The 25268-nt window shown below is 62.4% G+C and carries 20 protein-coding genes; 12 read left to right on the top strand and 8 right to left on the bottom strand.

Annotation, left to right across the window (positions count from 1 at the left end; genetic code table 11):
* The first annotated feature begins 35 nt into the window (after positions 1–35).
* From E4021_RS08635 to E4021_RS08590, 11 genes are all read left to right on the top strand, one after another.
* Positions 36–3785, top strand: a complete 3750-nt coding sequence (locus tag E4021_RS08635) for an efflux RND transporter permease subunit (RefSeq protein WP_136458412.1) — start codon at positions 36–38, stop codon at positions 3783–3785.
* A gap of 29 nt (positions 3786–3814) precedes the next feature.
* Positions 3815–5029 (top strand): TolC family protein, encoded by a 1215-nt coding sequence (locus E4021_RS08630; RefSeq protein WP_168797534.1) that lies wholly within the window; start codon positions 3815–3817, stop codon positions 5027–5029.
* A 12-nt stretch (positions 5030–5041) separates the two neighbouring features.
* Complete coding sequence (locus E4021_RS08625; RefSeq protein WP_136458408.1) at positions 5042–6823, top strand: efflux RND transporter periplasmic adaptor subunit; 1782 nt, start codon at positions 5042–5044, stop codon at positions 6821–6823.
* 14 nt (positions 6824–6837) lie between these two features.
* Positions 6838–7407: a helix-turn-helix transcriptional regulator gene (locus E4021_RS08620; RefSeq protein ID WP_136458406.1), complete on the top strand. Its 570-nt coding sequence runs from the start codon at positions 6838–6840 to the stop codon at positions 7405–7407.
* Positions 7408–7489: 82 nt separating this feature from the next.
* On the top strand, positions 7490–8041 hold the full coding sequence (locus E4021_RS08615) for a DUF3347 domain-containing protein (RefSeq protein ID WP_136458404.1): 552 nt from the start codon (positions 7490–7492) through the stop codon (positions 8039–8041).
* 86 nt (positions 8042–8127) lie between these two features.
* Positions 8128–8580, top strand: a complete 453-nt coding sequence (locus tag E4021_RS08610; RefSeq protein ID WP_136458402.1) for a DUF305 domain-containing protein — start codon at positions 8128–8130, stop codon at positions 8578–8580.
* Positions 8581–8597: 17 nt separating this feature from the next.
* Positions 8598–8927 carry a four-helix bundle copper-binding protein gene (locus tag E4021_RS08605; protein ID WP_136458400.1) on the top strand — a complete coding sequence of 110 codons (330 nt, stop codon included), beginning with the start codon at positions 8598–8600 and terminating at the stop codon, positions 8925–8927.
* Positions 8928–9057: 130 nt separating this feature from the next.
* A complete protein-coding gene (locus E4021_RS18060) occupies positions 9058–9195 on the top strand; it encodes a hypothetical protein (protein ID WP_168797533.1) in 138 nt (45 codons plus the stop codon).
* Positions 9196–9239: 44 nt separating this feature from the next.
* A complete protein-coding gene (locus E4021_RS08600) occupies positions 9240–9833 on the top strand; it encodes a DUF2911 domain-containing protein (protein ID WP_136458398.1) in 594 nt (197 codons plus the stop codon).
* A gap of 183 nt (positions 9834–10016) precedes the next feature.
* Positions 10017–12266: a heavy metal translocating P-type ATPase gene (locus E4021_RS08595; RefSeq protein WP_136458396.1), complete on the top strand. Its 2250-nt coding sequence runs from the start codon at positions 10017–10019 to the stop codon at positions 12264–12266.
* Positions 12267–12309: 43 nt separating this feature from the next.
* Positions 12310–12525 carry a heavy-metal-associated domain-containing protein gene (locus E4021_RS08590; protein WP_136458394.1) on the top strand — a complete coding sequence of 72 codons (216 nt, stop codon included), beginning with the start codon at positions 12310–12312 and terminating at the stop codon, positions 12523–12525.
* 96 nt (positions 12526–12621) lie between these two features.
* Here the strand turns inward: E4021_RS08590 and E4021_RS08585 are convergent, their stop codons facing one another.
* From E4021_RS08585 to E4021_RS08555, 7 genes are all read right to left on the bottom strand, one after another.
* Positions 12622–13785, bottom strand: a complete 1164-nt coding sequence (locus tag E4021_RS08585) for an MFS transporter (RefSeq protein WP_136458392.1) — start codon at positions 13783–13785, stop codon at positions 12622–12624.
* Positions 13786–13957: 172 nt separating this feature from the next.
* Entirely contained in the window at positions 13958–14761 is an 804-nt protein-coding gene (locus E4021_RS08580) for a phosphatase PAP2 family protein (RefSeq protein WP_136458390.1), read from the bottom strand.
* Positions 14762–14950: 189 nt separating this feature from the next.
* A complete protein-coding gene (locus E4021_RS08575) occupies positions 14951–15487 on the bottom strand; it encodes a GNAT family N-acetyltransferase (protein WP_168797532.1) in 537 nt (178 codons plus the stop codon).
* Between the two features lie 234 nt (positions 15488–15721).
* A complete protein-coding gene (locus tag E4021_RS08570) occupies positions 15722–15922 on the bottom strand; it encodes a hypothetical protein (RefSeq protein WP_136458386.1) in 201 nt (66 codons plus the stop codon).
* Between the two features lie 76 nt (positions 15923–15998).
* Positions 15999–17240, bottom strand: coding sequence for an efflux RND transporter periplasmic adaptor subunit (locus E4021_RS08565; RefSeq protein ID WP_136458384.1), 1242 nt, complete (start codon positions 17238–17240; stop codon positions 15999–16001).
* Positions 17233–21531 carry a CusA/CzcA family heavy metal efflux RND transporter gene (locus tag E4021_RS08560; RefSeq protein ID WP_136458382.1) on the bottom strand — a complete coding sequence of 1433 codons (4299 nt, stop codon included), beginning with the start codon at positions 21529–21531 and terminating at the stop codon, positions 17233–17235. The genes E4021_RS08565 and E4021_RS08560 overlap by 8 nt, the downstream gene beginning before the upstream one ends.
* 43 nt (positions 21532–21574) lie before the next feature.
* Positions 21575–21892, bottom strand: coding sequence for a hypothetical protein (locus E4021_RS08555; RefSeq protein WP_136458380.1), 318 nt, complete (start codon positions 21890–21892; stop codon positions 21575–21577).
* A 156-nt stretch (positions 21893–22048) separates the two neighbouring features.
* On the opposite strand from E4021_RS08555, the gene E4021_RS08550 reads away from it, so the two are divergent.
* Complete coding sequence (locus E4021_RS08550) at positions 22049–22918, top strand: DUF6503 family protein (protein ID WP_136458378.1); 870 nt, start codon at positions 22049–22051, stop codon at positions 22916–22918.
* A gap of 4 nt (positions 22919–22922) precedes the next feature.
* Here E4021_RS08550 and E4021_RS08545 read toward each other — a convergent pair whose 3' ends face one another.
* Positions 22923–25232, bottom strand: coding sequence for a glycoside hydrolase family 2 protein (locus tag E4021_RS08545; RefSeq protein WP_136458376.1), 2310 nt, complete (start codon positions 25230–25232; stop codon positions 22923–22925).
* Positions 25233–25268 lie beyond the last annotated feature (36 nt).

Genomic DNA, 25268 nt, shown 5'->3' with positions numbered 1-25268 from the left:
GTAGAGGGCTTCTCTCGTTGTGAAAAGGCAAATATATGTTAGCTGCCATTATTCGTTTCTTCCTGGAAAACAAGCTGGTCGTCTGGCTATTGTTACTCATCCTGATCGGCTGGGGACTGGCCACGGCGCCCTTCAATTTCGAGCTCGCCGGCCTGCCGCGCGACCCCGTGGCCGTGGATGCCATCCCCGATATCGGGGAGAACCAGCAGATCGTATTTACCGACTGGCCAGGCCAATCACCACAGGACGTCGAGAACCAGGTCACCTACCCCCTCACCACTACCCTGCTCGGAATACCGGGCGTCAAGAGCGTGCGGTCGACCTCCATGTTCGGCTTTTCGAGCATCTACCTGATTTTTGAGGAGGACCTGGAATTTTACTGGACGCGCAGCCGCATCCTGGAGAAGCTCAACAGCCTGCCCCCGAACCTGCTGCCGGAAAACGCCGTGCCCGCCCTCGGGCCCGATGCAACGGCCCTGGGCCAGGTCTACTGGTACACCCTCGAAGGCCGCACCCCCGACGGCGAACCCGTGGGTGGCTGGGACCTGGACGAACTGCGGTCCGTGCAGGATTTCTACGTACGCTACGGCCTAAGCGCGGCCGGCGGCGTCAGTGAAGTGGCCAGTATCGGCGGCCACGTGAAGGAATACCAGGTAGACGTAGACCCGGAAAAGATGCGCGTCTACGGCATCACCCTCAACCAGGTGATGGACGCCGTGCGGGGCAGCAACCAGGACATCGGCGCGGCCACCCTGGAGATCAACCTGGCCGAATACTTCGTGCGCGGACTCGGGTACCTGGAAAATCTCGAGGACCTGGAAGCCAGCATGGTCGCGGAAGTTAACAACGTACCGATCCGCCTGGGTGACGTGGCGCGCATCAACGTAGGCCCGGAGGAGCGGCGGGGCCTGCTGGACAAATCCGGCGCCGAGGCCGTCGGTGGGGTCGTGGTGGCCCGTTACGGTGCCAACCCGCTGGAGGTCATCAATAACGTAAAGGAAAAAATGGCCGAGCTGGCCCCGGGCCTGCCTCAGCGGGTACTGGAGGATGGTACGGTGAGCAAGGTGACCATTGTTCCCTTTTACGACCGCAGCAACCTGATCTACGAAACGATCGGGACGCTGGAGGAGGCCCTTAGCCTGGAGATCCTAATCACCGCTATCGTGGTCATTCTGTTGCTGTTCAACCTGAAGTCGAGCCTTCTGGTTGCCGGTACGCTGCCGGTGGCCGTGTTGATGTGCTTCATCGCCATGCGGTACTTCGGCGTCGACGCCAACATAGTGGCTCTTTCCGGCATCGCCATCGCCATCGGCACCATGACCGATATGGGCATCGTACTGACGGAAAGCATGGTGTACCGCCTCAACAACGCCCCACCGGGCGAGAGCCGCCGGGAAAGCATATACGAAGCTACGGTGGAGGTAGCCTCGGCAGTCATCACGGCGGTAGCGACTACCATCATCAGCTTCCTGCCCGTCTTCACGATGGAGGCCGCCGAGGGCAAGTTGTTCCGCCCCCTGGCCTTCACCAAAACCTTCGCGCTGGTGGCGGCCATCATCGTGGCCATCGCCTTCATCCCGGCCCTGGCCGACTCCCTCTTCGGGCTGGACCGCCACGGTAGGCGCCGCAAGATCATCAGCAATGCCATTCTGATCGTGGCCGGTATCGCCGCCTGGGTGTACGTCAGTTGGTGGCTGGGTGCCATCGCCATTCTTGCCGGATTGCTCGGGATCGTGACTGTTGCCCTCGGCACGTCGGATACGCAGGGGGCGGCGAGCGCGGGTGCCGGAGACTTCCGCAACCGCAGCCTGCAGTGGCTCCCCACCTTAGTGAACGTCCTGATCGCCCTCACCCTCGCCTGGCTGCTGGCGGGCTACTGGCTGCCGCTAGGCGTCCAGGCTTCGCAGGCCTACAACTTCATCTTCGTGGTGGTGGTGGCGGGGTCGCTGCTGGGTTTTTTCTGGCTGATCATTTACTACTACGGTTCCATTCTTCGCTTTCTCCTGCGGGTGAAGTACCTGTTCCTGCTGTTAGTGGGGCTGCTTGTAATCGCGGGAATCGGCGTCTACCGCGGTATCGGCCAGGAATTCATGCCGTCGCTCGGTGAAGGTGCCTTCTTGCTCATGCCCACCGCCATGCCCCATGCCGGCGTAGCAGAGAACCTGAACAACCTGCGCACCCTGGACATGGCCGTCACCACCATTCCGGAAGTGGACATCATCGTTGGAAAGGCCGGACGCGTGAACAGCGCCCTTGATCCGGCCCCGCTGTCGATGTACGAAAACCTGATCCAGTACAAAAGTGAATACGCCACCGACGAGAACGGTCATCGCCTGCGGTTCGCCGTCGACGACGAGGGCAACTTCATTACCCGGGCGGGCACGCCCCTGGATGGCAACGCGGTCCCCTCGGTTGAAGAACTCCTGCCCGACCCCAACGGGCAGTATTTCCGGCAGTGGCGCGACCACATCCGGAGTCCGGACGACATCTGGGACGAGATCGTGAGCGTGGTAAACCTGCCCGGCGTCACCTCGGCCCCCAAACTCCAACCCATCGAGACCCGCCTCGTCATGCTGCAGACCGGCATGCGGGCCCCCATGGGCATCAAGGTGCGCGGTAACGACCTGGAAACCATCGAACAGTTCGGCCTGGAACTGGAACGCGAGCTGAAAAACGTGGAGGGCGTGAAGGACGCCGCCGTGTTCGCCGACCGCATCGTGGGCAAGCCCTACCTGCTGCTGGACGTGAACCGTGACGCTATTGCCCGTTACGGGCTTTCCGTTACCGATGTTCAGGCGCAGATCATGGCCACGGTGGGCGGCATGCCCCTGACCACCACGGTGGAGGGGCGGGAACGCTACGCGGTCAGGCTGCGCTATCCGCGGGAATTGCGTGACGACCCGCAGTCGATCCGTCGCATCCTGGTACCCGTGGGTGGCGGCCAGCAAATTCCGCTGGGCGACCTCATCGACGTGAAGTATGAGCAAGGGCCGCAGATGATCAAGAGCGAAGACGGCTTCCTGGTAGGCTACGTACTCTTTGACAAGGAAGACGGCTACTCGGAAGTCGAAATCGTGGAGAGCGCCCAGGCCTACCTCACCGGCCTCACCGCCCGGGATGAACTGGCCGTACCGGCCGGCATCAGTTACCGCTTTGCCGGCAACTATGAGCAGCAGGTGCGCGCCGACGCGCGCTTGAAGATCGTGCTGCCCGTCGCCCTGGGACTGATCTTCCTGATCCTATACTTCCAGTTCCGGTCGATCACCGTGGCACTGATGGTCTTCAGCGGGGTATTCGTTGCCTTCAGCGGCGGCTTTCTGATGCTGGCCGGCTATGCGGATCCCGACTTTATGAATTTCGATTTCTTCGGCACCAACCTGCGCGACTTCTTCCAGATGCGGACCATCAACCTGAGCGTGGCGGTGTGGGTGGGCTTTCTGGCCCTGTTCGGCATTGCTACCGACGACGGGGTGCTGGTGGCCACATTCCTGCGCGACAGCTTCGAACGCAACGAACCCGCCACGGTGCAGGAGGCCCGCGACGCCGTCGTGGAGGGCGGGCTGCGCCGGGTACGTCCTGCTATGATGACCACGGCCACTACGATCCTGGCCCTACTCCCGGTACTCACCGCTACCGGGCGCGGGGCCGATATTATGGTACCGATGGCTATCCCCAGTTTCGGCGGCATGCTGCTGCAGGTGGTGACCATGTTTACCGTGCCGGTACTGTGGTCAATACGGGCGGAATGGAAAATCAAACGGCGGCTAAAAAGAGCACAGCAATGAAAATGAATCCAACCCAACATCTCAGGAAGATGTTTTTACGGCTCTTGCCCCTGCTGCTGTTCGCCCTAAACGGTACGGTGGCCGCCCAGCCGCTGGATAGCCTGCGGCAACTGCTGCGGGAGAACAACCCGGAACTGCAGTCGCTGGCCTACGAGTACCGGGCGAACCTTTCCGTCGGTCGCCAGATGTCCCAGCTGCCCGATCTGGAAATCGGCACCATGGTGTCCGTCATGCCCGTAGAGACCCGCCTCGGGCCCCAGGAGGCACGGTTCGGCGTCACCCAGATGTTGCCGTGGCCCGGCACCCTGGCCGCCATGTCAGCCCTGGCCGACGCCCAGGCACAACCCGTACTGGAAGAAGCAGCGGCCGTACAACTCGACCTGCTCTACCAGTTAGAGACAAACTACTTCGAGGTGCTGGCCGCCGAAGCCAAGATCGAGGTGCTCGACACTACCCTGCAGCTTTACGGCAGCCTGCGGCGACTGGCCCTGAGTCGGGTGGAATCCTCAAGGGGCAGTTCGGTAGACGTCTACCGCGCCGAACTGCAGCTCACTGCGGCCGAGCGCCGCATCCAGGAACTGCGGGCCGAACAGGCCCTGGCCTGGACGATGATCGAGGAACTCGTGAACCGGGAATTGCCCCGCGAACCCTACCCCGTCGATCCGCCCCTGGTCCGGCCCCTGCCGGCCGCGGCGGAGCTGGAAGGGCATCCGCTCCTGCGGATTTTCCGACTGCAGGAAGAAATCTCCCGCCGGGCCATCGAACTGAACGATCTGGAGGCCCGCCCCGACTTCAGCATCGGGATGGATTACGTGGCCGTGGGCAAGCGTATGGACATGCGGCCCAACGGCAATGGACGCGACGCGATCATGCCCCGCGTGATGGTCAGCGTCCCCCTCAGCGGCGGAAAGTACCGGGCTAAGCGCGACGAAGAACAGTTTCGCCTGCAGTCTATCGCCTCCCGCCGGGAGGCCGTGACCCGGCAATTGACCGCGGCCCTGGAACGCGCCGAAATCGCCCGGCTGGATGCTACGGCGCGCCTGGACTTTCTGGCCGACCAGATCGCTACCCTTGGGGCCATCCTGCAGATCGCACGCAGCGAGTACGCCAACTCCCAGCGACCCTTCGATGAATTGCTGGAGGTGCAGGACCAGCTCATCGAGTACCGCCTCGAAGCCATCGAGGCCCAACGCACCCTTCTCATCCAGGCCGCCACCGTCGACCGCTACCTGCCCCGGCGCTAAATCTTAAGCGATATGAAAATTCAAGTCCTCCTCTTCATCCTGCTGGCGCTCCTGATCGGTCTGTTCGGCGGATACGTGCTCTTCGGCGGTCGTGCAAGCGGCTCCGAGGCGACCGTCGGCGAAAGTTCACACGATCACTCCCTGGCGGGTACCACCTGGACCTGCTCCATGCACCCCCAGATTCAGCGCGATGAGCCGGGCGATTGCCCAATCTGCGGCATGGATCTCATCCCGCTGGAAACCGGCGTGGGGTCCGACCCCACGGTGCTGACCATGACGGAGGCCGCCGTGGCCCTGGCCCGGGTACGTACCACCACCGTGGGCGGCCGTGCGGAAGGTGCCGATGCCCCCGGCCCCGACACCCGCCGCCTCACCGGCCGGCTGGCGCTGGACGAGCAATCGACCCAGGTGCAGGCCATCAACTACCCCGGCCGGCTGGAGCGGCTGCGCATTACTTATCCGGGCGAACAGGTCACGGCCGGACAACGCATCGCGACCATCTATTCCCCGGAACTGGTGGTGGCCCAGCAGGAACTGCTGGAGGCCCGTCGCCTGCAAGAGCTTTCCCCCGAGCTGCTGGTGGCCGCCCGCAACAAGCTGCGCAACCTCAAGATCACCGACGAACAGATCGCCGAAATAGAACAGTCGGGTGAGGTCATCACCGATTTTCCGGTATTCGCTGAACGGAGCGGCACCGTACTGGAAGTCCGCGCCCGGGTCGGCGATTACGTGAGCGCCGGACAGGCCCTCTACACCCTTACCAACCTCAGCCAGCTCTGGGCCCTGTTCGATGCCTACGAGCGGGACCTGTCGGCCGTGGACGTGGGCGATCGGGTCACCTTCACCGTGGCTTCCCTGCCCGGGGAGGAGTTCACCGCCCGGGTGACCTTCATCGACCCCCTCATCAATCCCGCCACCCGCACCGCGAGCATCCGCGCGGAAGTGAACAACCGTCGCGGCCGGCTGAAGCCCGAGATGTTCATCACGGGTACGATTGAAACTGGCTCCCCGGCCACCGCTGCCCAAGGCACCACTGAGCTTTACGTGCCGCGTACCGCCGTACTCTGGACCGGCAACCGCTCGGTAGTCTACGTGGAAGTGCCCGATGCCGCGGTGCCCACCTACCAGTTCCGGGAAGTCGAGCTCGGCACGGCCTCCGCGGGTGGGTACCGGGTACTGTCGGGCCTCGAGCCGGGCGAACGCGTGGTCACCAACGGCGTATTCCAGATCGACGCCGCCGCCCAGCTCAACAACCAGTCCAGCATGATGAACCGCGACGTAGTCATCCGCGGCCGCGAAGCCGGGGGCGTAACCGCTATGACCCTGCCCGACTTCAGTGAAGAGACACCGGCTGCCTTCCAGGAGCAGCTGGCCGCAGTGGTCGACGCCTACCTCCCCCTGAAAGACCGCATGGTGGCTTCCCAACCCGCCGATGAGGAGCTGCTCCTACCCCTGCGCAACGCGCTGGCGCAGGTGGATATGACCCTCCTGGAAGACCAGCCCCACCAGTACTGGATGGAGCAGTTTAACGCCCTATCTTCCCATCTGGGCGCGCTCGCGGGTGCCGGGGAAATGGAGGAACAGCGGGCCCAGTTCGGTTTCCTGTCGCAAGCCCTGATCAACACCCTGACGGCCTTCGGCGCCGCCGACGATACCCTGTACGTCCAACATTGCCCCATGGCCTTCGATAATGCCGGGGCCAACTGGCTGAGTGCCGACCTATCTATTCGCAACCCCTACTTCGGTGAGGCCATGCTCACGTGTGGCTCGACCGTCGATACCCTTACCCCCTAATACCTTCAACTCTCATGTGTAAACCTCATACCGTCTACATAGAAAACATGGTGTGCGACCGTTGCAAAATGGCCGTCCGCCAGGTAGTCACCAACCTAGGTTGGCGTATTGAATCCCTGGAACTGGGGCGGCTCACCGCCGTCCCCCCGGAACCGGGCCCCTCCCTGGAACCTCTGTCGCGTCAGCTGTCGGGGCTCGGCTTCAGCCTGCGCCGCGACGCCGGGGGCGTGGTGAGCCGGATCAAGGGCATCATCATCGCCTACGTGTACGATGACCTGGCGGACTCCACGGTGCCGCTTTCCGACCTGATCACCAAGGACATCGGGCAGAGCTACCCCCACCTGAGCCGCGTCTTCCGGCGGGAGGAGGGGCGCACAATTGCCGACTACTACCGGGTGCAGCGCATGGAGCGGGCGCGGCAACTGCTGGTGACCACCGACGAACAGATCGCCCTCATCGCGTACCGGCTGCACTATGGAACGGGTGGTCGATTTACCACGGCATTCAAGGAAGCCACCGGACTCTGCCCCCGGGAGTTCCGGGAGCGGGGCGTGTACCAGCCCCGACCGCTCGACGAGCTCTGACCGCAAATTTCAGTAAGCATTCGCAAACAATGAGAAAGCACCGAACCTATAAAGGGTGTTTTCATAAAGCAAATTTTATTCTATGCGTATTCTCAACCTATCCATACTGTTCTTTTTCCTCCTCGCCGGTTTCACGGCCTGTCAGGACGGCTCCAGCACCGAAAACGCCACCGAGGTAGGCATGGACGCCCCGGCCGAAACGGAATCTGATCACGACGAAGTGGCCCGGGCCGACGCTGAGTTCAGCGACCCCATGGTCGACAAGGTCTTCCAGAACTATCTCCACTTGCGCAGTGCCCTCGTCGATTCCGACCAGGCAGCAGCCGCTGCAGCCGCCGGCAACATGGCGGAATCCTTCCCCACCGACCGGGCGGAACTCAAGAACCACGCCCAGCAAATCGCAGACGCCGGTGACCTGGACGTGCAGCGGGAGCACTTCAGTGCCCTGACCGCCGAACTTGGCGAACTGCTGGAGCAGCAACTCTCGGCCGGAACCATCTACCGGATGCATTGCCCCATGGCCTTCGACGGCGCGGGTGCCGACTGGTACTCGGAGGTGGATCAGGTACGTAATCCCTACTACGGTGAGAAAATGCTCACCTGCGGTAAGGTGACGGAAACCATAGAAATGTAGCCTGCCGGATCCCCAGCACGCCGCTTTCCTTTTACTTGGCCTGGCACCGGCGCTCCGCCGCAACCCTGGCCGGAAAACTGATTTTCATGAACCCCTACGTAAAGTTTGGTCTGATGATGGCCAGTTCCTTCGTGGTGATGTACGCGATCATGTTCCTGAACGTCGACGTGTTCGACCATGTGTACCTCAGTCCTACTCGCACGTACATGACTTTCCTCATGATCGCGCCGATGGTGGTGATCATGATGGGCTTCATGTGGGGGATGTATAAGAACAAGTTGGTCAACTACCTCATTTTGGGAGTTGCGGTGGTCACCTTCATCCTGTGTTACGCCGGATTACGGCAGCAGTCGTACGTGAGTGACGTGCAGTGGATGAAGGCCATGATACCCCATCACTCCTCCGCCATCATGGTGAGCGAAAAAGCGCACCTGACCGACCCGCAGGCCATCAAGCTGGCCGAAGAGATAATCGAAGCCCAGGAGCGGGAGATCGCCGAGATGAAACGGATGATCTACCGGCTCGAACAGCAAGAATAACCAAACCCGTTTTACCTATGAGTGCCAACCTAAATGTAAAGTATCTGGACTGCCTCGAAGCCTGCCAGGCCTGTCTGATCGACTGCAAGGTCTGTCTGACCAAAATGGCCGGCATGGAGTCCGACAACGACTGTCCCTACTGCTGTATCCAGTGCATCGAGGTGCTGGAGGCCAACATCGGTCTGATGGCCGCCGACAGCAAATTCAGCAAGGAGATGTGCGCGCTCTGCGCCAAGGTATGTGAATACTGCGCCGAGCACTGCGAGGCCCACGACCACGAGCACTGCCAGCGCTGCGCCGAGAGCTGCCGCAAGTGCGCCGAGGAGTGCCGCAAGATGGCCGCCTAAGGCCGGAGGCGCTGTACCGGATGGTGCAGCGCCTTTTTTTCCTAATTCCCCCTCCGTTATGTGCAGCTATGCGGGGTAAACGACCGGGCAAATACGATACCGGCAATATCGACCGGGCATTGATAATCCTATGAAAGACTGCTGCAACCCCAAGAACACTTCCGCCGGCCCCGTAAAACGGCTGCTGAATAAACTGACGGCCATCGTCGTCGTGCTCGTCCTGGCTGGTGGCGCAGTGCTCGCGCTGCTGAAAGCCCTGGCCGGATAATTCACCTGAATAATCTCAATCACTCACTCTCCTACTCCTTTACTATGCTGATTACACTTCGCTCCCTGACTTTCCTGGTGTTACTGCTGTTTCTGGGCACATGCGCTGGAAACGAGGCCTCCGAAGACGGGAGCCACCACCATGAAGCTGCCCCCGCGGCCAATGCCACCGCCGGGAAATCCAAAAGCCCCCACACCACGGCCATGGGCAACATCGGAAACGCCCACGTCCACATTGAATACTCCTCACCAAGCGTAAGGGGCCGCACCATCTGGGGCGGATTGGTGGCCTACGATCAGGTCTGGTCGACGGGCGCCCACAATGCTACGGCCGTCACTTTCAGCGAACCGGTACGCGTCGGGGACACCGATATCGCCGCCGGTACCTACGGCTTCTTCACCATTCCCGGGCGGGAAGAGTGGATCATCATCCTGAATGAGAACTACGACCAGCACCTGGCCGACGACTACGATCAGAGCCTGGACCTGATCCGGGTAACCGTACAACCGGAAAAACTGCCGGAGCCGGTAGAATCCCTCACTTACGCCGTAGAGCCTTCGGCCGACGGGGCCGGCGGGGCCATCACTGTCGCCTGGGACTCCCTGAAGGTGGCCCTACCCGTTTCTGCCACTGAATAAAAACCGCTGGCCATGATCATAACCGGCCACGACTGCCGCAACCAGCGCCGCCCCAACTTGGCGGAAGGCCAACTGTTTGGTATGTGGACACACCGCCAAGATTCCCCGGCTGCCGGGCAGGCCCGGTGGCGACGGGAACCAGGGTGTGCACCACAATCTTGATGACCGGGTAAATACCAACCGATGAGTGCACACACCGAACCGCTGACCACCGACCGGACCGCTTCTCCCACCGCTTTCCCCGTTACGGGAATGAGTTGCGCGAGTTGTGCGGCCAGCGTGGAAACCATCCTTTCGAAGGTGGACGGCGTACGCAGCGTGAGTGTCAACTACGCCAACACCACCGCACAGGTGGACTTTGACCCCGCCCGGATCTCGGCCGCCGAGCTGAGAAACGCCGTGCAGGCGGTGGGCTACGACCTCATCATCGACGTGGAAGACCCGGACGCGGCGCAGGAGGAACTGCGGGAAGAAGCCTACCAGACCATCCGGCAGCGAACCATATGGGCGGCCGTGCTCACCGTACCCGTGGTGGTGATCGGTATGTTCTACATGGAATGGGAGGCCGGCCGCTGGATCTCGCTGGTGCTTTCCGCTGTGGTGCTTTTCTGGTTCGGACGTCACTTCTTCGAGGGCGCCTACCGGCAGGCGTGGCACGGGGTAGCCAATATGGATACCCTGGTCGCCCTGAGTACCGGAATCGCCTACCTCTTCAGTGCGTTCAATACCGTCTACCCGGCTTTTTGGCTGTCGCGCGGACTGGAGCCCCACGTGTACTTCGAAACCGCCACGGTGATCATCGTATTCATCTCCCTGGGCAAACTGCTGGAGGAGCGAGCCAAATCCAATACCTCCTCCGCCATCAAGAAACTGATGGGGCTACAGCCCAATACCGTTCACGCCCTCGTGGGCGGCAAAGAAGTAGAGCTTCCCATTTCCGAAGTCACGGTCGGACAGACGCTCGTCGTCCGCCCCGGCGAGAAAATCCCGGTGGATGGTAAGGTCAGCGAAGGCGACAGCTTCGTCGACGAAAGTATGATTACTGGAGAGCCGGTGCCGGTACGCAAGAAGGAGGGGGCGGCGGTGTTCGCCGGCACCGTGAACCAGCGCGGCAGCTTTCGCCTGATCGCGGAAAAGGTGGGCAGCACTACCCTACTGGCCTCGATCATTCGGCTGGTCCGGGAGGCCCAGGGCAGCAAGGCCCCGGTGCAGCAACTGGTGGACCGGATCGCGGGGGTGTTCGTGCCTGCCGTCCTGGTCATTGCCGTAATCACCTTCGTCGTATGGATGCTGCTGGGGGGCGAGGAGGCCTTTTCCCACGCCCTGCTGGCCTCGGTAGCGGTGCTGGTCATCGCCTGCCCCTGCGCCCTGGGCCTGGCCACCCCAACCGCCATTATGGTCGGCATCGGCAAGGGGGCCGAAAACAACATCCTCGTCAAGGACGCCGAGAGCCTCGAACTCGGCAAGCGGGTCAACGCCATCGTACTGGACAAAACGGGTACCATCACCATCGGACGCCCCGAAGTAACGGACGAGTATTGGAGCCCGGAAGCGAAGGTGGAGGAACTGAAATCCATTTTGCTGGCCGCGGAATCCCGCTCCGAGCACCCCCTGGCCCGGGCCATCGCCGACCGGCTGGAGGCCGAGGGGGTTCCCGCCGCGCCGGTTACCGAATTCGAGAGCCTGACCGGCCGCGGTATTTCCGTAGTCCACGCCGGCACCACCTACCGGGTGGGCAACGAGCACCTCATGCGGGAAAACGGGCTGAACCTGCCGACCTCGCTTTCGGATCGGGCCTCGCACCTGCGCGACGCCGCCCGCACGGTTGTCTACTTCGCTGATGAAAGCGGGGTACGCGGCCTGCTGGCCATCTCCGATCGCGTCAAGGATTCGTCCGCCAGTGCCATACGCAAGCTGCAACAGCGAGGGGTGGAGGTATATATGCTGACCGGCGACAATGCCCAGACCGCCGCGGCCGTCGCGCGGGAAGTGGGCCTCACCGAGTACCGGGCCGAGGTGATGCCCTCGGACAAGGCCGACTTCGTGAAGGAATTACAGCAACAAGGTAAGGTAGTGGCCATGGTAGGCGACGGGATCAACGACAGCCAGGCACTGGCCACCGCCGACGTGAGCATTGCCATGGGCCACGGCAGCGACATCGCCATGGACGTGGCGAAGATGACCCTGATCACTTCCGACCTGCAGGCTATACCCAAGGCCCTGGAGCTGTCCAAACTCACCGTGCAGGGCATCCGTCAGAACCTCTTTTGGGCCTTCATCTATAATCTCATCGGTATTCCCATCGCCGCAGGGGTTCTCTACCCCATCAACGGCTTTCTACTCGACCCCATGATCGCCGGTGCTGCCATGGCCCTGAGCTCAGTGTCGGTAGTTACCAACAGTTTGCGGTTGAGGATGCGCGACATCGGCTAAGGATGCGCCGCGACATCTATTCCTAATCCAAAACAACTCTTAAATGCAGACCCTGAAATTCAAGACCAACATCAACTGCGGCGGCTGCGTCCGCGGCGTCACTCCCTCCCTGAACGAAAATGCGCACATCCATCATTGGCAGGTAGATTTGGATAGCGACGACCGTATCCTCACCGTCGAGGCCGACGACAAGATTACGGCCCAAGAGGTGAGTGCGGTGGTGGCCGACGCTGGCTTCAACGCCCAACCGATCAACTAGTGACTGGCAGACGTCGGACGTGTGACAATGTGACAGACGTCCGACGTCTGCCAATATGGCACAAGGTCGCCCCATCACGGTCCCACTCAGCGGTCTTTAAGCTTGCAACCGGCTCACGTAAGCGGCCACCCCGACCGAAAGGACCGCCGTACCGATCAAGAGCACCTCGGCCCCAAACGCAACCCAGACGATCCCCGCTGCCGTGCTAGCTACCAGAGTAGCCAGACTTTCGCCCGCACTTACGGTACCTATCGCGGTACCCAGATCCCTTTGTGGGACCAGCTTGCTGATCCAGGCCTTGGCCACCCCTTCCGTTGCAGCGGCGTATAGTCCGTAGGCGGCGAACAAGACGCCGAAATGCCACCACTCCGCGGCCTGCGACAGGCTCAGGTACACCCCGGCAAATACAAGTAGCCCACCGATGTACACGGGCTTTGGGCCGAAGCGATCGGCCAGTCCACCGAACGGGTAAGCCAGCACCGCGTACACCAGATTATAGAATACGTACCAGCCGATAAGGGCCGTGTCGGACAGCCCGGCCTGCTTAAGCATCAGCAGTAGGAAGAGGTCGGAACTGTTGATCAAGGCAAACGCGATCAGACCCCAGAACAAGCGTCGGTATGCCGGATCGGCCGCCCGGATGTAGCGCGCGAACTCCAGAATGCCGGGCCGCCCCCCTTCCTGCGGCGCAACCCGCTGTTCACTGAGCAGTAAGGTAGCCGCCACCGCAAGTAATCCTGGCACTGCCGAAGCGATGAACAACCAACGGTACTGCCCCGGGTACGCCCAAAGAAAGGCCAGGGCCAGCAGGGGCCCCAATGCGGCACCCGTGGTGTCCATGGCCCGGTGAAAGCCGAACACACGCGCCTTGGTCTCGGCGGTGGCCGCACCTGCCAGCATGGCGTCGCGGCCACCGGTGCGCACGCCTTTGCCCAGCCGCTCGGCGGTGCGGGCCACGAAAACCCACCACGGGGCGGTGAACACAGCCATCAGCGGCTTGGCCAGCGCACTGATGCCATAGCCGATTTGCACGAACGGCAGCCGCCGCCCGAGTCGATCGGACCACTGTCCGAAATATCCCTTGCTGAGTCCCGCCGTAGCCGAAGCAGCACCCTCCAACAGTCCTATACCCGCGACCGAGAAGCCGATGCTTTCGAGGTAAAGCGGCATAACCGGATAAAGCATTTCACTGGCCACGTCAGTGAGCAAACTCACCAATCCAAGCAGAAATACCGTACGGGTGATGATCTGGGGGAGCATATATAATCGGGCTACCGTCTGAAGTGTCCCAGGGTAAGAACAGCGGTCACTCCCCTGTTACGGTTGTAACCCGGAATCCGGATGGAGTGGCGGTGGGCACCCCAAAATTTTCCTGAAAAGTGGGCAGGCACCCGGGGGGCGTATCTTACGGGCGTCACCGCCAGATGGTGCACTACCATCTATATACCAGACGACCGCCCGCGCCATCCAGGGCCAGGGATACCCGCCGCTTTCGCGTGGGCCGCCGGTGAAGGGCTGGCACCAGGTAGCCGATCAGTCCGCCAAGCGCATAGCCGGCCAGTACGTCGGACGGATAATGCTGACCCGCACGTATGCGCAGGTAACCCGTGAGGGCCGGCAGTCCCGCACCGAGCACCCAAGCGTAGGGCCGTAATTTGGATTCGGGGTGAGTATCGGCAAACACCCTGGCGAAGAAAAAACCGGCCGCCGCGGAAGTGCTGGTGTGACCCGACAGAAAAGCTGCTCGATCGTTCCCCTTGATCACGGTTTCCGGCGGGAGGTTTTCGTCGAATACGTAGGGCCGCGGCCGTTTCGCCGATGATTTGATGATGTCGGTCAGCCCCTGATTCAGCAGCATGGTTTCCGCGAACAGTAACCCGATCGTTCCAGCGTACTGACGACCGGCCGGGGAAAGCAGAAGCAAGGCCGGAAGCGCGGAGGAGGCATAGAGGGAGTGGTCCGACCATTTCCGGGCCGTATCAGAACTGAACTCCGTCGCAACCTGATCAAATTCAGGGACGCTGGCTAGGCGCAGGTCAGCCAGTACAATGTCCGGGGTGCGTTCGCGCAGAACCTTTCCGAGTACAACCGATCCCGCAGCTCCGGTACCGTAGAGCAGATCGCGCTTGAGGCCCAGGTAGTAGGGCTTCTCCCCCGCTCTCGTTTGTCCGCAAAGGGAATGTGGACTCGCCAACAGGAGGGACAGAAAAACGAAAATTATTACGATTAAACGCATGTTGCCGGTTATACGGAAGCTTCAACAATATCGTACTCGCCGCTGGGCCATGGACCGACGGGAACACAGGGACATTAGGATATGGGATGGTGCAGGTTGAATAAGTCACCTGAGTCACCCTATAATATAGTCGCTATCTCCGGTTTGTTTATTGTACCGGCTGTGCCAGAGAGGTGACACTTGTCCAGGCTACCAACGCTTTCCGAGCCGCCACATTCCACGGCGGGCCGGGTACATGCGCGGCATGTCGAGGGTAAAATGCACCATGCGTTCGAATCCCACTCGCTCATAGAAAGCGAGGGCGGCGGTTGAGGAGTCCATAGCTTCGAGCCAAAGCAGTTCGTCGCCGCGCTCGCGGCTCGCCTTGCTTACGTCCTCGATCACCTGCTGGCCAATGCCGCAGCCGTGCACCACAGGGTCGAGGTACAAGCGGTGCAGCTTGGTGGCCCTGATTTCTTTGTCGCCGGGCGGGGCGAGGCCCGGCAGCGTTCGAACTATGCCTACAACGTGGCCGTCGTTCAGCACAAACCGGTAAATGGCCTCCAACTGGGCCAACTCCCGCGCAAAATTCTCCCATCCGTACTGACTGTTGAGATACCACTGGCCGCCGTCGGGCCAGAAGTGGGCGTAGACCGGTGGGTAGATACGCTGCATGAGCTGCTCCAGCCGAGGCTGATCGGATTCCTGCAGGGCTTGGTAGCTGATGTCTGCTGCGGGTGCTTGCATGTTGCGAAGGTAGTTTGGCCTGCCACGTCGGACGTCTGACATGCTGTCAGACGTCCGACGTGGCAGGCTTCGAAGTCACGACGAGGCCCACCGAAGCCAGTTGATACTGCCCCTTCAACCTCAGGTGATGGCAAAGTGACGCATCCCATTACCGTGGCCTACGCCGTTAACAGATATGTAATTATTCGCTACCAAATAGAATTGATAGTCAGAAGCACCGACGGTTCTTCACCTTCATCCTGCGCGGTCGAGCCACCACCGGCGGGCCCGTTGTAAGGCAGTTCGTACGATTTCCGATCGCGGCTTCTCCGGCTCGTTGCGCTGGAGCTCGTTACCTATTTCCACGGCCATTTCCCGCAATTCGGACTCATAGTCGTAAAAGGAGGGCCCGAAATCATCTTCGGTAATGGGACGGGTGTGTGGCGTATCGGGCATGGTATCGGCTTTTCTGCCAATTTAGCAGACGTCGGACGTCTGTCAAAATTGCAGACGTCCGACGTCTGCCAAAAAATCAGTGCTCGTGCCCCAGCTCCTCGGCCATGCCCTGCGCCTGGACGAAGTAGGCGTTCTCGGTGACGAGCCGGAAGCCCCGCGGCAAGGAATCAATAAAGCGCACCGCCGTGAAGCCATCCTCGCTCACGCCGGGGTTCACCCGCAACGGGGTGAAGGCAATCTCGCCCTCCTCCTCCCCCGCCCCGGGCGGCGCGGCATATACATAGTGCAGTTCCCCTTCCCGCACGATCGCCGATTCCGGCAGGGCACTCACCGTACCGTCCTCCAGCCAGATACGGGCCTCGGCAAAGCGGTCGCGGATGAAGGGCGGCTGCTGCCCCCGCAAGTGGGCGTGCACCCGCACTGTCTTGTTCTCGTCGTTGAAGTCCTTACCAACCACGTGTACCTCCGCTTCGTAGACTTCCCCGCTCACGGAGGGGATGCGGTAGGTGACCCGCTGCCCTACCTCCACCCGGCTGATGTCACGTTCGAAAACGTCCAGTTCCAGGTGCAGGTGATCCTCATCGATCAGTTCCATCAGTTCGGTGCGCGGCTCCACGAAGAGCCCGTCGTGCAGCACGATAGAGGTAATGTAGCCCGCGCGGGGCGCGACCAGCGAGATGCGCTGCGTGATCGTTTCCGGATTGAGGTCACCGGCCCGGATTCCCAGGTATGCCAGCCGCTGCGCCAGCCCGGAGAGGGTGGCCCGGCGGACGTCCACTTCCGATTGCAATCGCTGCACGTTCCTCAGCACGCCCGCCGAGTCGGCGAAGAGTTGCTCCTGCCGCGCCAGTTCCAGTTCGGCAAAGGCCAGTTCGGCCTGCACTTCTAGGTAGCGCTGTTGCAAGTCGATGAAGTCGGGATTTTCCAGGTAGCCCAGGAGCGCCCCGCGTTTGACGTAGTCGCCTTCCACGTAGTTCGCCACGTCGCGCACGAAACCCGAGGCGCGGGCGCTCACCGCGGCGTAACCGTTCGGCGGCAGGCCCAGGGTGCCGGTGGCAGTGAGGTAGTCGTTGAGTTTCAGTTGGCGCGGCTCCCCGAAGCGGATGTCCATGGCGTCAAGCTGCTCGGCCGTCAGGTGGATGCCCTCGGCGTGCTCCTCTTCATCGCGGTGCCCGTCGTCGTGGTGTTCCACCTCGTTTTCCGCAGGGGGCTCGGGCGCCGGCGCGCAGGTGCCGAGCGAAAGTGCTAAAAGCAGGGCCAGCAGGGACCGGTACGGAGTTCCCGCCGTAAGGGGATGGGGATGGCCGGGATTATTCATTGCGTAGGTATTGAAGGCGGTAGAGGGCGAGGTTGTGGTTCAGGGTTTCTTCAAGGATGTTTTGGCGGGTTTCGGCCAGGGTTTCGAGGGCGTCGAGCACCTCCAGATAGCCGAGCTCGCCGGCGCGGTAGCTCAACCGGGTAACGCGGATGAGTTCGGCGATCACCCCTTCGGCCCGTTCGCGGAAGCGGTTCACGTTGGTGGCCGATTGCCGGATGTCCGTCTGCAGGCGGGCCAGCTCCCGGGCGTAGGCCAGACGGGTGGACGCCAAATCGCTTTCGGCCTGCTCGACGTCGATTTGCCGGGCCTGGACGCGGCGCTGGGTGGGGGCGGTGAACAATTGCAGGGTAATGCCCGCTTCCAGCCCGCTCAGATAGCCCCCCTGGGTAAACTGCTGCCCGGAGTACCCGAGGCGGAAAGTAGGCAGGGTTTCTGCGGCCACTACGCCCACTTCGGCCTGGCGCTGGACGACCCGTTGCCGGGCCAGGGCCACGGCGGGATTTTCCGGCGGCTCGTTGCCGGGTGGCTCCACCAAACGCAGGGTATCCGCGGGCAAGAGGGTCGCACCCCCGGCCAGCAGACTGAGCTGTCGCTTGAGGCCCTCCATGGCCACCGCGTTTGCCGCTTCCCGCTGGCGGATAACTTCCCGTTCGGCCTCGATTCGCAGATCCTCCAATCGCCCGGCCGCGCCGGCGGATGCGCGCGACTGCGCGATACGGTAGAACTCGTCGTACGTATCCAGCAACCGCCCGAAGTGGCGCTCCAATGACTCGTGGTACTGCAGCCGGCCGTAGAGGGTACGGACCGAAAGTCGGAGTTCCGCCGCGGTCAGATCGCGCGCGGCCAGGTCACCCGCTACGACGGCTTCCTGCACGGCGTTGGCGGCCCGTACCGCCCCGGGGTGATCGAAGCGTTGGATGAGTGAGAGCTGACTGACGCGCTGGTTGTTTTCACGGAACAAGCCATCGCCGTTGTAGCTCAGGTCGGTCGTGCCCGGCGCGTAGGGCAGGTCGAGCAGACTCCGGTTGCGGTCCAGGCGTTGATCGGCGGCCCGCAACTCTGGATGCGTGCCCAGTACCACCGATACGGCCTTCTCCACGGAAACCCTTTGCACCTGCGCGCTGCCGCCCAGGGGAAGGAGAAACAGGGGGAGCAGCACCAGCAACGCCCGCTTGCGGTCGGAGCGCCGCGTCTGCCACCGCTCCAGCCAGGAATAGCCGATCGGCAGGATCACCAGCGTGAGGAAAGTGGCGGTAATGAGCCCCCCGATGACGACCGTAGCCAGTGGACGCTGGACCTCCGCGCCGCCCGAATTGGACAGGGCCATCGGCAGAAATCCGAGCGAGGCCACCGCGGCCGTCATGATGACCGGTCGCAGACGAACGCGCGTACCCTCCACAATGCGGTCGCGCACGTCGGTCCAACCCTCCTCCTTCAATTGGTTGAAGTAGCCCACCAGCACAATCCCGTTCAGTACCGCCACGCCGAAGAGGGCGATGAATCCGATCCCCGCCGAGATGCTGAAGGGCATGCCGCGCACTTCCAGGGCCCACACGCCGCCGATGGCCGAAAGGGGAATGGCCACGAATATGAGCAGGGCCTGCGACAGGCTACCGAAGGTGAAGTACAGCAAGACGAAGATCAGCGCCAGCGCCACGGGTACCGCTACGGCCAGTCGGGCGCTCGCCGCCTGCAGGTTCTCGAATTGTCCGCCGTAGGTGAGGTAGTAGCCCGCCGGCAACTGCAGCTGTTCGTCGAGGGCCTGGCGAATATCCTTGACCAGGTTTTCCACGTCGGTATCCCCTACGTTGACCCCGATCACAGTACGGCGGTTGGTGTTTTCGCGACTGATTTGCATGGGGGCGTCGATGAGCCTTACCATCGCCACCTCGCGCAGGGGCACCTGCCCGCCGCTCGGCACCGGAATGTAGAGGTTGGCTACGTCCTGCAGGCCGGTGCGGTTGGCTTCCTGCAGGCGAACCGTCAGGTCGAACCGCCGCTCATTCTCGTACACGGTGCCGGCGGAGGTGCCGGCGAAGGCGGCTTCGATGACGCGGTTTACGTCGCGGACGCGCAGGCCGTACTGGGCCAGTTTACCGTAGTCGAAGTCGACGACGATCTGGGGCATGCCGGTGGTCTGCTCCACGGTCACGCTGGCCGCGCCTGACAGGCCGGCGATGATCCCCTCGGCTTCCCGCGCCTTGCGGTAGGCCAGGTCGAGGTCGGGCCCGTACAGTTTGATGGCGATGTCGGCCTTGGTGCCGGTCATGAGTTCGTTGAAGCGCAGCTGGATGGGCTGGGAAAATTCCAGTCCGACTCCGGGAAATACCTCCAGCGCCTCCTCGATGGCCTCGAACATCCCCTGCCGGTCGTCGGCCGTTTCCCAGTCGTCGCGGTCCTCCATCACCAGCGTGTAGTCGCCAATTTCGACCGGCATCGGGTCGGTGGGGATCTCGGCCGAACCGATGGCGGTGACCACGTCGGTCACTTCCGGGATCTTCTCCAGGATGCGGCGCTGGACCTTGCGGGTAATCTCCACGCTTTCCGAAAGGGAGGTGCCCGGCGGCAGGATCTGCTGCATGGCCAGGTCGCCCTCCTCCAGGGTGGGAATGAACTCTCCCCCGAGGCGGGTGAACTGCCAGAGGCTAAGCAGGAATAGCACGGTAGCGGTTGCTACCATAAGCCCTTGCCAGCGCAGGGCGGCGCGCAGCACAGGAGCGTAGAGGCGCTGACAGAACGCGATGATCCGGTCGGCAACGGTGCGCCGGGGGTTGATGTGCTTGCTCAGCACCAGGGCCGAAACCGCCGGAACGTAGGTGAGGGAGAGGATCAGGGCGCCGGCGATGGCCAGCATGACGGTCTGGGCCATCGGACGGAACATCTTGCCCTCGATCCCCACCAGGGCGAGGATGGGCAGGTAGACCAGCAGGATGATGATCTCCCCGAAGGCGGCCGAACTCCGGATGCGCACGGCGGCGGTGGTGACCTCCTCGTCCATTTGAACGGGCGTGAGGCGCTGACCGGCGAAGCGGGTGCCCAGCCGGTGCACGATGGCTTCCACGATAATGACCGCCCCGTCGACGATCAGCCCGAAATCGATGGCCCCCAGGCTCATCAGGTTGGCGGAGATGCCCAGCAGGTTCATCATTGAAATGGCGAACAGCATCGCCAGGGGAATGACGGAGGCCACCACCAGGCCGGCGCGCCAGTTGCCCAGCAGCAGCACCAGGATGAATACTACGATGAGTCCCCCCTCGATCAGGTTAGTGGCTACGGTGCGCACGGCGGTGGAGACGAGCTTGTCGCGGACCAAATAAGGCTCGACGGTGACGCCTTCGGGCAGCGACCGGTTGACCTGCTCTACCCGCTCGCGGACCCGCTGCGTGACGGCCGCGGAATTGGCGCCCCGGAGCATCATGACGCGGCCGCCGACGACTTCCTCTCCGTTGCGTACCAGGGCTCCGTAACGGGGGGCGGCACCGAAGCCAACCGTGCCGACGTCGCGAACCAGGATCGGCCGCCCGCCGCGCACGGCCACCACGATCTGGCGGATGTCGTCCAGGGTGCGGGCGATGCCGTTGGTGCGGATGTAGTAGGTGCGGGGGCTCTTCTCGATGTAGGCCCCGCCCGTGTTTTCGTTGCTGTTCTCGAGGGCGGTGAGGATGTCGCCGATGGTCACGGACATGGCCTTCAGCTGGTCGGGATCCACGGCTACCTCGTACTGTTTGAGGTGACCGCCCATGCTGTTAACTTCGACCACGCCCTCGATCCCCGAGAGTTGGCGGCTCACGATCCAGTCCTGCATGCTGCGCAATTCGGTAGGTGAGTACCTGTCCTCATACCCCGCCCCGGGCCGCAGCACGTACTGGTAAATCTCCCCCAGTCCGGTGGAGATGGGTGCCAGCGTAGGCTGCCCCAGGCCGGGGGGAATGTCCTCCGTCGCCTCGCGCAGGTGCTCGCCCACGAGTTGCCGGGCGAGGTAGATGTCGGTATCCTCCTCGAAGACCACGGTGACCACCGAGAGTCCGAAGCGCGAGATCGAGCGGATCTCCACCAGGTCCTGGAGGTTCTGCAGGGCCAGTTCGACGGGGGTGGTGATAAATTGCTCCACCTCCTGGGTGGCCAGCGTCGGCGAAGTGGTAATGACCTGCACCTGGTTGTTGGTGATGTCCGGGACGGCATCGATGGGGATCTGGCGCAGGGAGAAAATACCCCAGCCGATCAGGGCCAAGACGAAGAGTCCGACCAACAGCTTATTCCGTACGGAATAGGCGATAATAGCATCAAACATGTAAGGGAGACTTAGCTAAACCGGGAAAAAGAAAGCGGCGAAGCTAAGCGCGGGGGGGCGGACCGAGTCCGGTCGTAGGCACGATGGTCTTCCAGTCGGGACTGCAGACAGGATGGGTGCTTCCCGCGGGCGGTATCGGTAGAGCTTCTTCCAGTACGGCCAGGGCGGGGGGAGCTTCGGCCAGCATACCGCAGCAAGAGCAGCAGCAAAAGGGAGTGCAATCGTCGTCGTGATCCGGCGATTCGTGATCGGAGCGTTCCACTGGATCTCCGCATTCGGCACCGCTGAGCAGGTCTCCGCACGGCGCCAGTGCCAGGAAGGTCATCTGAAGGGCCAGCAGGAAGAGTAAGGCGACGCGCATGATGGATAAAGACAAGCCGACGGGGTGAAGGGTTGAGGGTGGGGACAACTTGTCAGACGTCGGACGTCTGTCATTTTGACAGACGTCCGATCCGACGTCTGACAGCCCCCCTGAACCATCCGCCGCGCCAAACGTCCTCCACCAAAGCCCAACCATATGCACTACCTCGCTCTGCTCGCCCTCCTCTTACTGACGGCATGCACCACCGACACAACCGGCCCCAAAGAGGAAACGACAACGCAACCTACCACGGAGCCCTTCGCCGACCGCATCGCGGCGGCCTATGAACGCCTCGGCACCAGCGCTCCGGCGCAACAGGTATTACGCGCCATTGAAGCGCACGGCGGACTCGAGGCCTGGTACGCCAACAGCCCGCTTTACTTCCACTTCAATTACCAGCCGCTGGATGATGGATCACCGCGCAACACACTGGCCTACAACGACTACCGCAACAGCCGGGCCGTTCACCTGCTGGCCACCGACACCACCCAGCGGTACGGCTTCGACGGGGAGCAGGCCTGGTCGATGACCGGTGAGCGCGTGGACGGGATGAGCCCGCGATTCTGGTCGCTGACGCCCTACTATTTCGTGGGACTGCCCTTTGTACTGGCCGACGAAGGCATCCGTTTTGAAGCGCTTCCCGCCCAGGAAATGGACGGCACCACCTACGACATGGTGAAGGTGACCTACGACGAAGGGACGGGTGACGCTGACCAGGATTATTACGTCCTTTACCTGAACCCCGACACCGGCCAGCTCGACGCGCTGCGGTACATCGTTTCCTACCCCGGCTACTTCCCCGACGGCGGACAGACGCCCGAGAAACTGATGAAGATCACCGGCAAGACCAAGGTCGACGGCATCACCCTGCCCACTGGCTACGACACCCACTACTGGAACGAGGGAAACCCCGGTGAGAAGGTCACCGACATCCAGGTAACGGACTACGCTTTCCGCCCCGAACTCGGAGATGACTTTTTCGCCATGCCCCCCGAAGCCCGGGTGTACAACGACCTGCCGAAGTAGCGATTTACCGGCCGCCGGTGGTCTCCGTGCCGAATAAGCCGAAGTCGAAAGACAAATGCTCGGCGTCGCCCGCCCGGTTTACCCGTATGGTCACGGTATTTTCTCCTTGCCGGAGCTGGTCGAGGCCTTCGTCGATCCGCCGCACGTTGTAGTGGCCGAATCCGCCGCCACCGGCTTTCACGTCCAGCAGGACCTCACCATTCAGGTAGACCAGGAAATCCACCCGCTGATTATAAAATTCCGCGAAGAGGTGTTCGGGAAGTTGGTCGACGCGAAAACTGCGGATGAGGTACAGGTATTCATCCGCCTTCCACTGAGTGCCTTTGGGCTGGAAGAAGTCGGCGTGGGTAGCAAAGGGACCATTGACGCGGCGCACCGGCTCCTGCGCCGGCAGCCGCCCTTCGACCAGCAGGTCTTCCCCGGAAGCGGTGGCCATCCGCCACAGTTGCGGCTCCGTTTCCGAAGTCGGGAGCAGGGTACGGTTGCGCGGGGCCGGGGCGTAAAGGGGAGCAAACAGTGCAGGGGAAAGGGCGGTGTCCAGTTTCATCACCTCACGGTCGTAGGTCATCAGTCCGTTCACCTCACCTTCGACGTCGGTGGTCTGGGTGTAGATGGCCGCGGCGAGCCCCCGGGCGCGCAATCCGTAAAGGGCCTCGATGAGGGAGCGGAAGCCGGCATTTAGCTCCTCCTGATTGGTGTAGCTTTGGTAGCCCCAGTTGCGCTTGTCCCACCAGAGGTGCTCGGGCACCACCAGGCCGAGGCCGCCGAACTCACCGAGCACCGAAGCACGGTCTTCCTCGGGTGCCTCCATGCCGGGCCCCGGATAGAGGTGGGCGTCGTAGACGTCGCCCGCGCCGCGGTCGGTCCAGCCGCTCGGAGCGTCGACCAGGCGCGTAGGGTCGTAAGCGCGCGTCCAGTCGGCAATGCGCTCGGTATCGTACTGCCCCCACCCCTCGTTGAACGGCACCCAGAAGACGATGCTCGGGAAGTTGTACAGGGCGTCGATCATTTCCCGGTATTCCCGCTCGAAGTGAAGGCGGTCGGCCAGGGGCTGTCGGGCGTCGCGGACGGCCTCGGGGGCCACGAAAGTGCTGTCGTGGATATAGCCGCTGGGCATATCCTGCCATACGAGCACGCCCAGGGTATCGCACGCGTGGTAGAAGGTAGCCGGTTCGGTCTTGACGTGCTTGCGCAGCATGTTGAAGCCCCACTTTTTGGTCATCTCGATGTCGAAGACCATGGCTTCCGGCGTGGGCGCGGTGTACAATCCGTCGGGCCACCATCCCTGGTCGAGCGGTCCAAACTGAAAATAGGGCAGGTCGTTAAGCAGGATGACGGTATGGCCGTTGGCGTCCTTGCCAAGACTGACTTTGCGCATGCCCACGTAGCTTTCCACCCGGTCCACTACCCCGCCGTTCCTATCGGTAAGGACTAATTCCAGGGTATAGAGATAGGGATCCTCGGGCGTCCACAGTCGGGCATCCGGCAGCGGCAGGCGCACCGCCGTAGATGTGGCTCCGGCTACCAGCGGTAGTTCCCGCACCGACACTTCCCGGCCGTCCGCCTGGGTCAGGCGCACGCGGGCCGTCAGGTCGCGCTGCAGGGAGCTGGTCAGCAGCTGTACGTCCACCGCCCCCTCATCCACGTTCGGGGTGATGCGCAGGTCGGTGAGGTGGTCACCGGGCACCACTTCCAGCCAGACTGTCTGCCAGATGCCGGTAACGGGGGTGTAGAAGATGCCACCGGGTTCGTTGACCTGCTTGCCACGCGGCTGCAGGCCCGCATCCGTGGGATCCCATACCCGGACGGTGAGTTCCTGCGCTCCCCTACCCTTCAGGTATGGTGTCACGTCAAAGCTGAAGGGTACGTAGCCGCCCTCGTGGCCACCGACCACCCGGCCGTTCACGTAGACGGTCGCGCGAAAGTCCACCGCGCCGAAGTGCAGCAGCAGTCTTTCGCCGTCGGCCAGTCGGGGCGGCGTGAAGGTGCGCCGGTACCACAGATGGTTGTCTTCCCCCACCAATTTTTTAACCCCGCTGAGCTGTGATTCCACGGCAAAGGGGACCAGTATCTTGCCGTCCCAGCGTGTCGGTGTCCGCGATTCGGCCACGGGGCGGATGGCGTAGTCCCACGATCCGTTGAGGTTCGTCCACCCGGCACGGGTCATCTGGGGGCGCGGATAGACGTCCCAGGGCTTGCTGCGGTCTACCCGGTCGGTCCAGGGGGTGGACAGTTCAAAATCGAGTACGCCGCGGTCCTGGGCCACCGCCGCAGTTACGGTGAACCAGCAAACAACGAGCAATAGGATTCGCATGGGGAGAAAAGGTAAACGGTGAAGGAAAGGACGTGA

The sequence above is a fragment of the Neolewinella litorea genome (genome assembly GCF_004803465.1).
GTDB classification, from domain to species: Bacteria; Bacteroidota; Bacteroidia; order Chitinophagales; family Saprospiraceae; genus Neolewinella; species Neolewinella litorea.
This window is presented reverse-complemented; position numbering and strand designations above follow the sequence as displayed.

Coding starts and splice junctions, on each gene's coding strand:
- E4021_RS08635 (WP_136458412.1), top strand. CDS start 36: ATGTTAGCTGCCATTATTCGTTTCTTCCTGGAAAACAAGCTGGTCGTC.
- E4021_RS08630 (WP_168797534.1), top strand. CDS start 3,815: ATGTTTTTACGGCTCTTGCCCCTGCTGCTGTTCGCCCTAAACGGTACG.
- E4021_RS08625 (WP_136458408.1), top strand. CDS start 5,042: ATGAAAATTCAAGTCCTCCTCTTCATCCTGCTGGCGCTCCTGATCGGT.
- E4021_RS08620 (WP_136458406.1), top strand. CDS start 6,838: ATGTGTAAACCTCATACCGTCTACATAGAAAACATGGTGTGCGACCGT.
- E4021_RS08615 (WP_136458404.1), top strand. CDS start 7,490: ATGCGTATTCTCAACCTATCCATACTGTTCTTTTTCCTCCTCGCCGGT.
- E4021_RS08610 (WP_136458402.1), top strand. CDS start 8,128: ATGAACCCCTACGTAAAGTTTGGTCTGATGATGGCCAGTTCCTTCGTG.
- E4021_RS08605 (WP_136458400.1), top strand. CDS start 8,598: ATGAGTGCCAACCTAAATGTAAAGTATCTGGACTGCCTCGAAGCCTGC.
- E4021_RS18060 (WP_168797533.1), top strand. CDS start 9,058: ATGAAAGACTGCTGCAACCCCAAGAACACTTCCGCCGGCCCCGTAAAA.
- E4021_RS08600 (WP_136458398.1), top strand. CDS start 9,240: ATGCTGATTACACTTCGCTCCCTGACTTTCCTGGTGTTACTGCTGTTT.
- E4021_RS08595 (WP_136458396.1), top strand. CDS start 10,017: ATGAGTGCACACACCGAACCGCTGACCACCGACCGGACCGCTTCTCCC.
- E4021_RS08590 (WP_136458394.1), top strand. CDS start 12,310: ATGCAGACCCTGAAATTCAAGACCAACATCAACTGCGGCGGCTGCGTC.
- E4021_RS08585 (WP_136458392.1), bottom strand. CDS start 13,785: ATGCTCCCCCAGATCATCACCCGTACGGTATTTCTGCTTGGATTGGTG.
- E4021_RS08580 (WP_136458390.1), bottom strand. CDS start 14,761: ATGCGTTTAATCGTAATAATTTTCGTTTTTCTGTCCCTCCTGTTGGCG.
- E4021_RS08575 (WP_168797532.1), bottom strand. CDS start 15,487: ATGCAAGCACCCGCAGCAGACATCAGCTACCAAGCCCTGCAGGAATCC.
- E4021_RS08570 (WP_136458386.1), bottom strand. CDS start 15,922: ATGCCCGATACGCCACACACCCGTCCCATTACCGAAGATGATTTCGGG.
- E4021_RS08565 (WP_136458384.1), bottom strand. CDS start 17,240: ATGAATAATCCCGGCCATCCCCATCCCCTTACGGCGGGAACTCCGTAC.
- E4021_RS08560 (WP_136458382.1), bottom strand. CDS start 21,531: ATGTTTGATGCTATTATCGCCTATTCCGTACGGAATAAGCTGTTGGTC.
- E4021_RS08555 (WP_136458380.1), bottom strand. CDS start 21,892: ATGCGCGTCGCCTTACTCTTCCTGCTGGCCCTTCAGATGACCTTCCTG.
- E4021_RS08550 (WP_136458378.1), top strand. CDS start 22,049: ATGCACTACCTCGCTCTGCTCGCCCTCCTCTTACTGACGGCATGCACC.
- E4021_RS08545 (WP_136458376.1), bottom strand. CDS start 25,232: ATGCGAATCCTATTGCTCGTTGTTTGCTGGTTCACCGTAACTGCGGCG.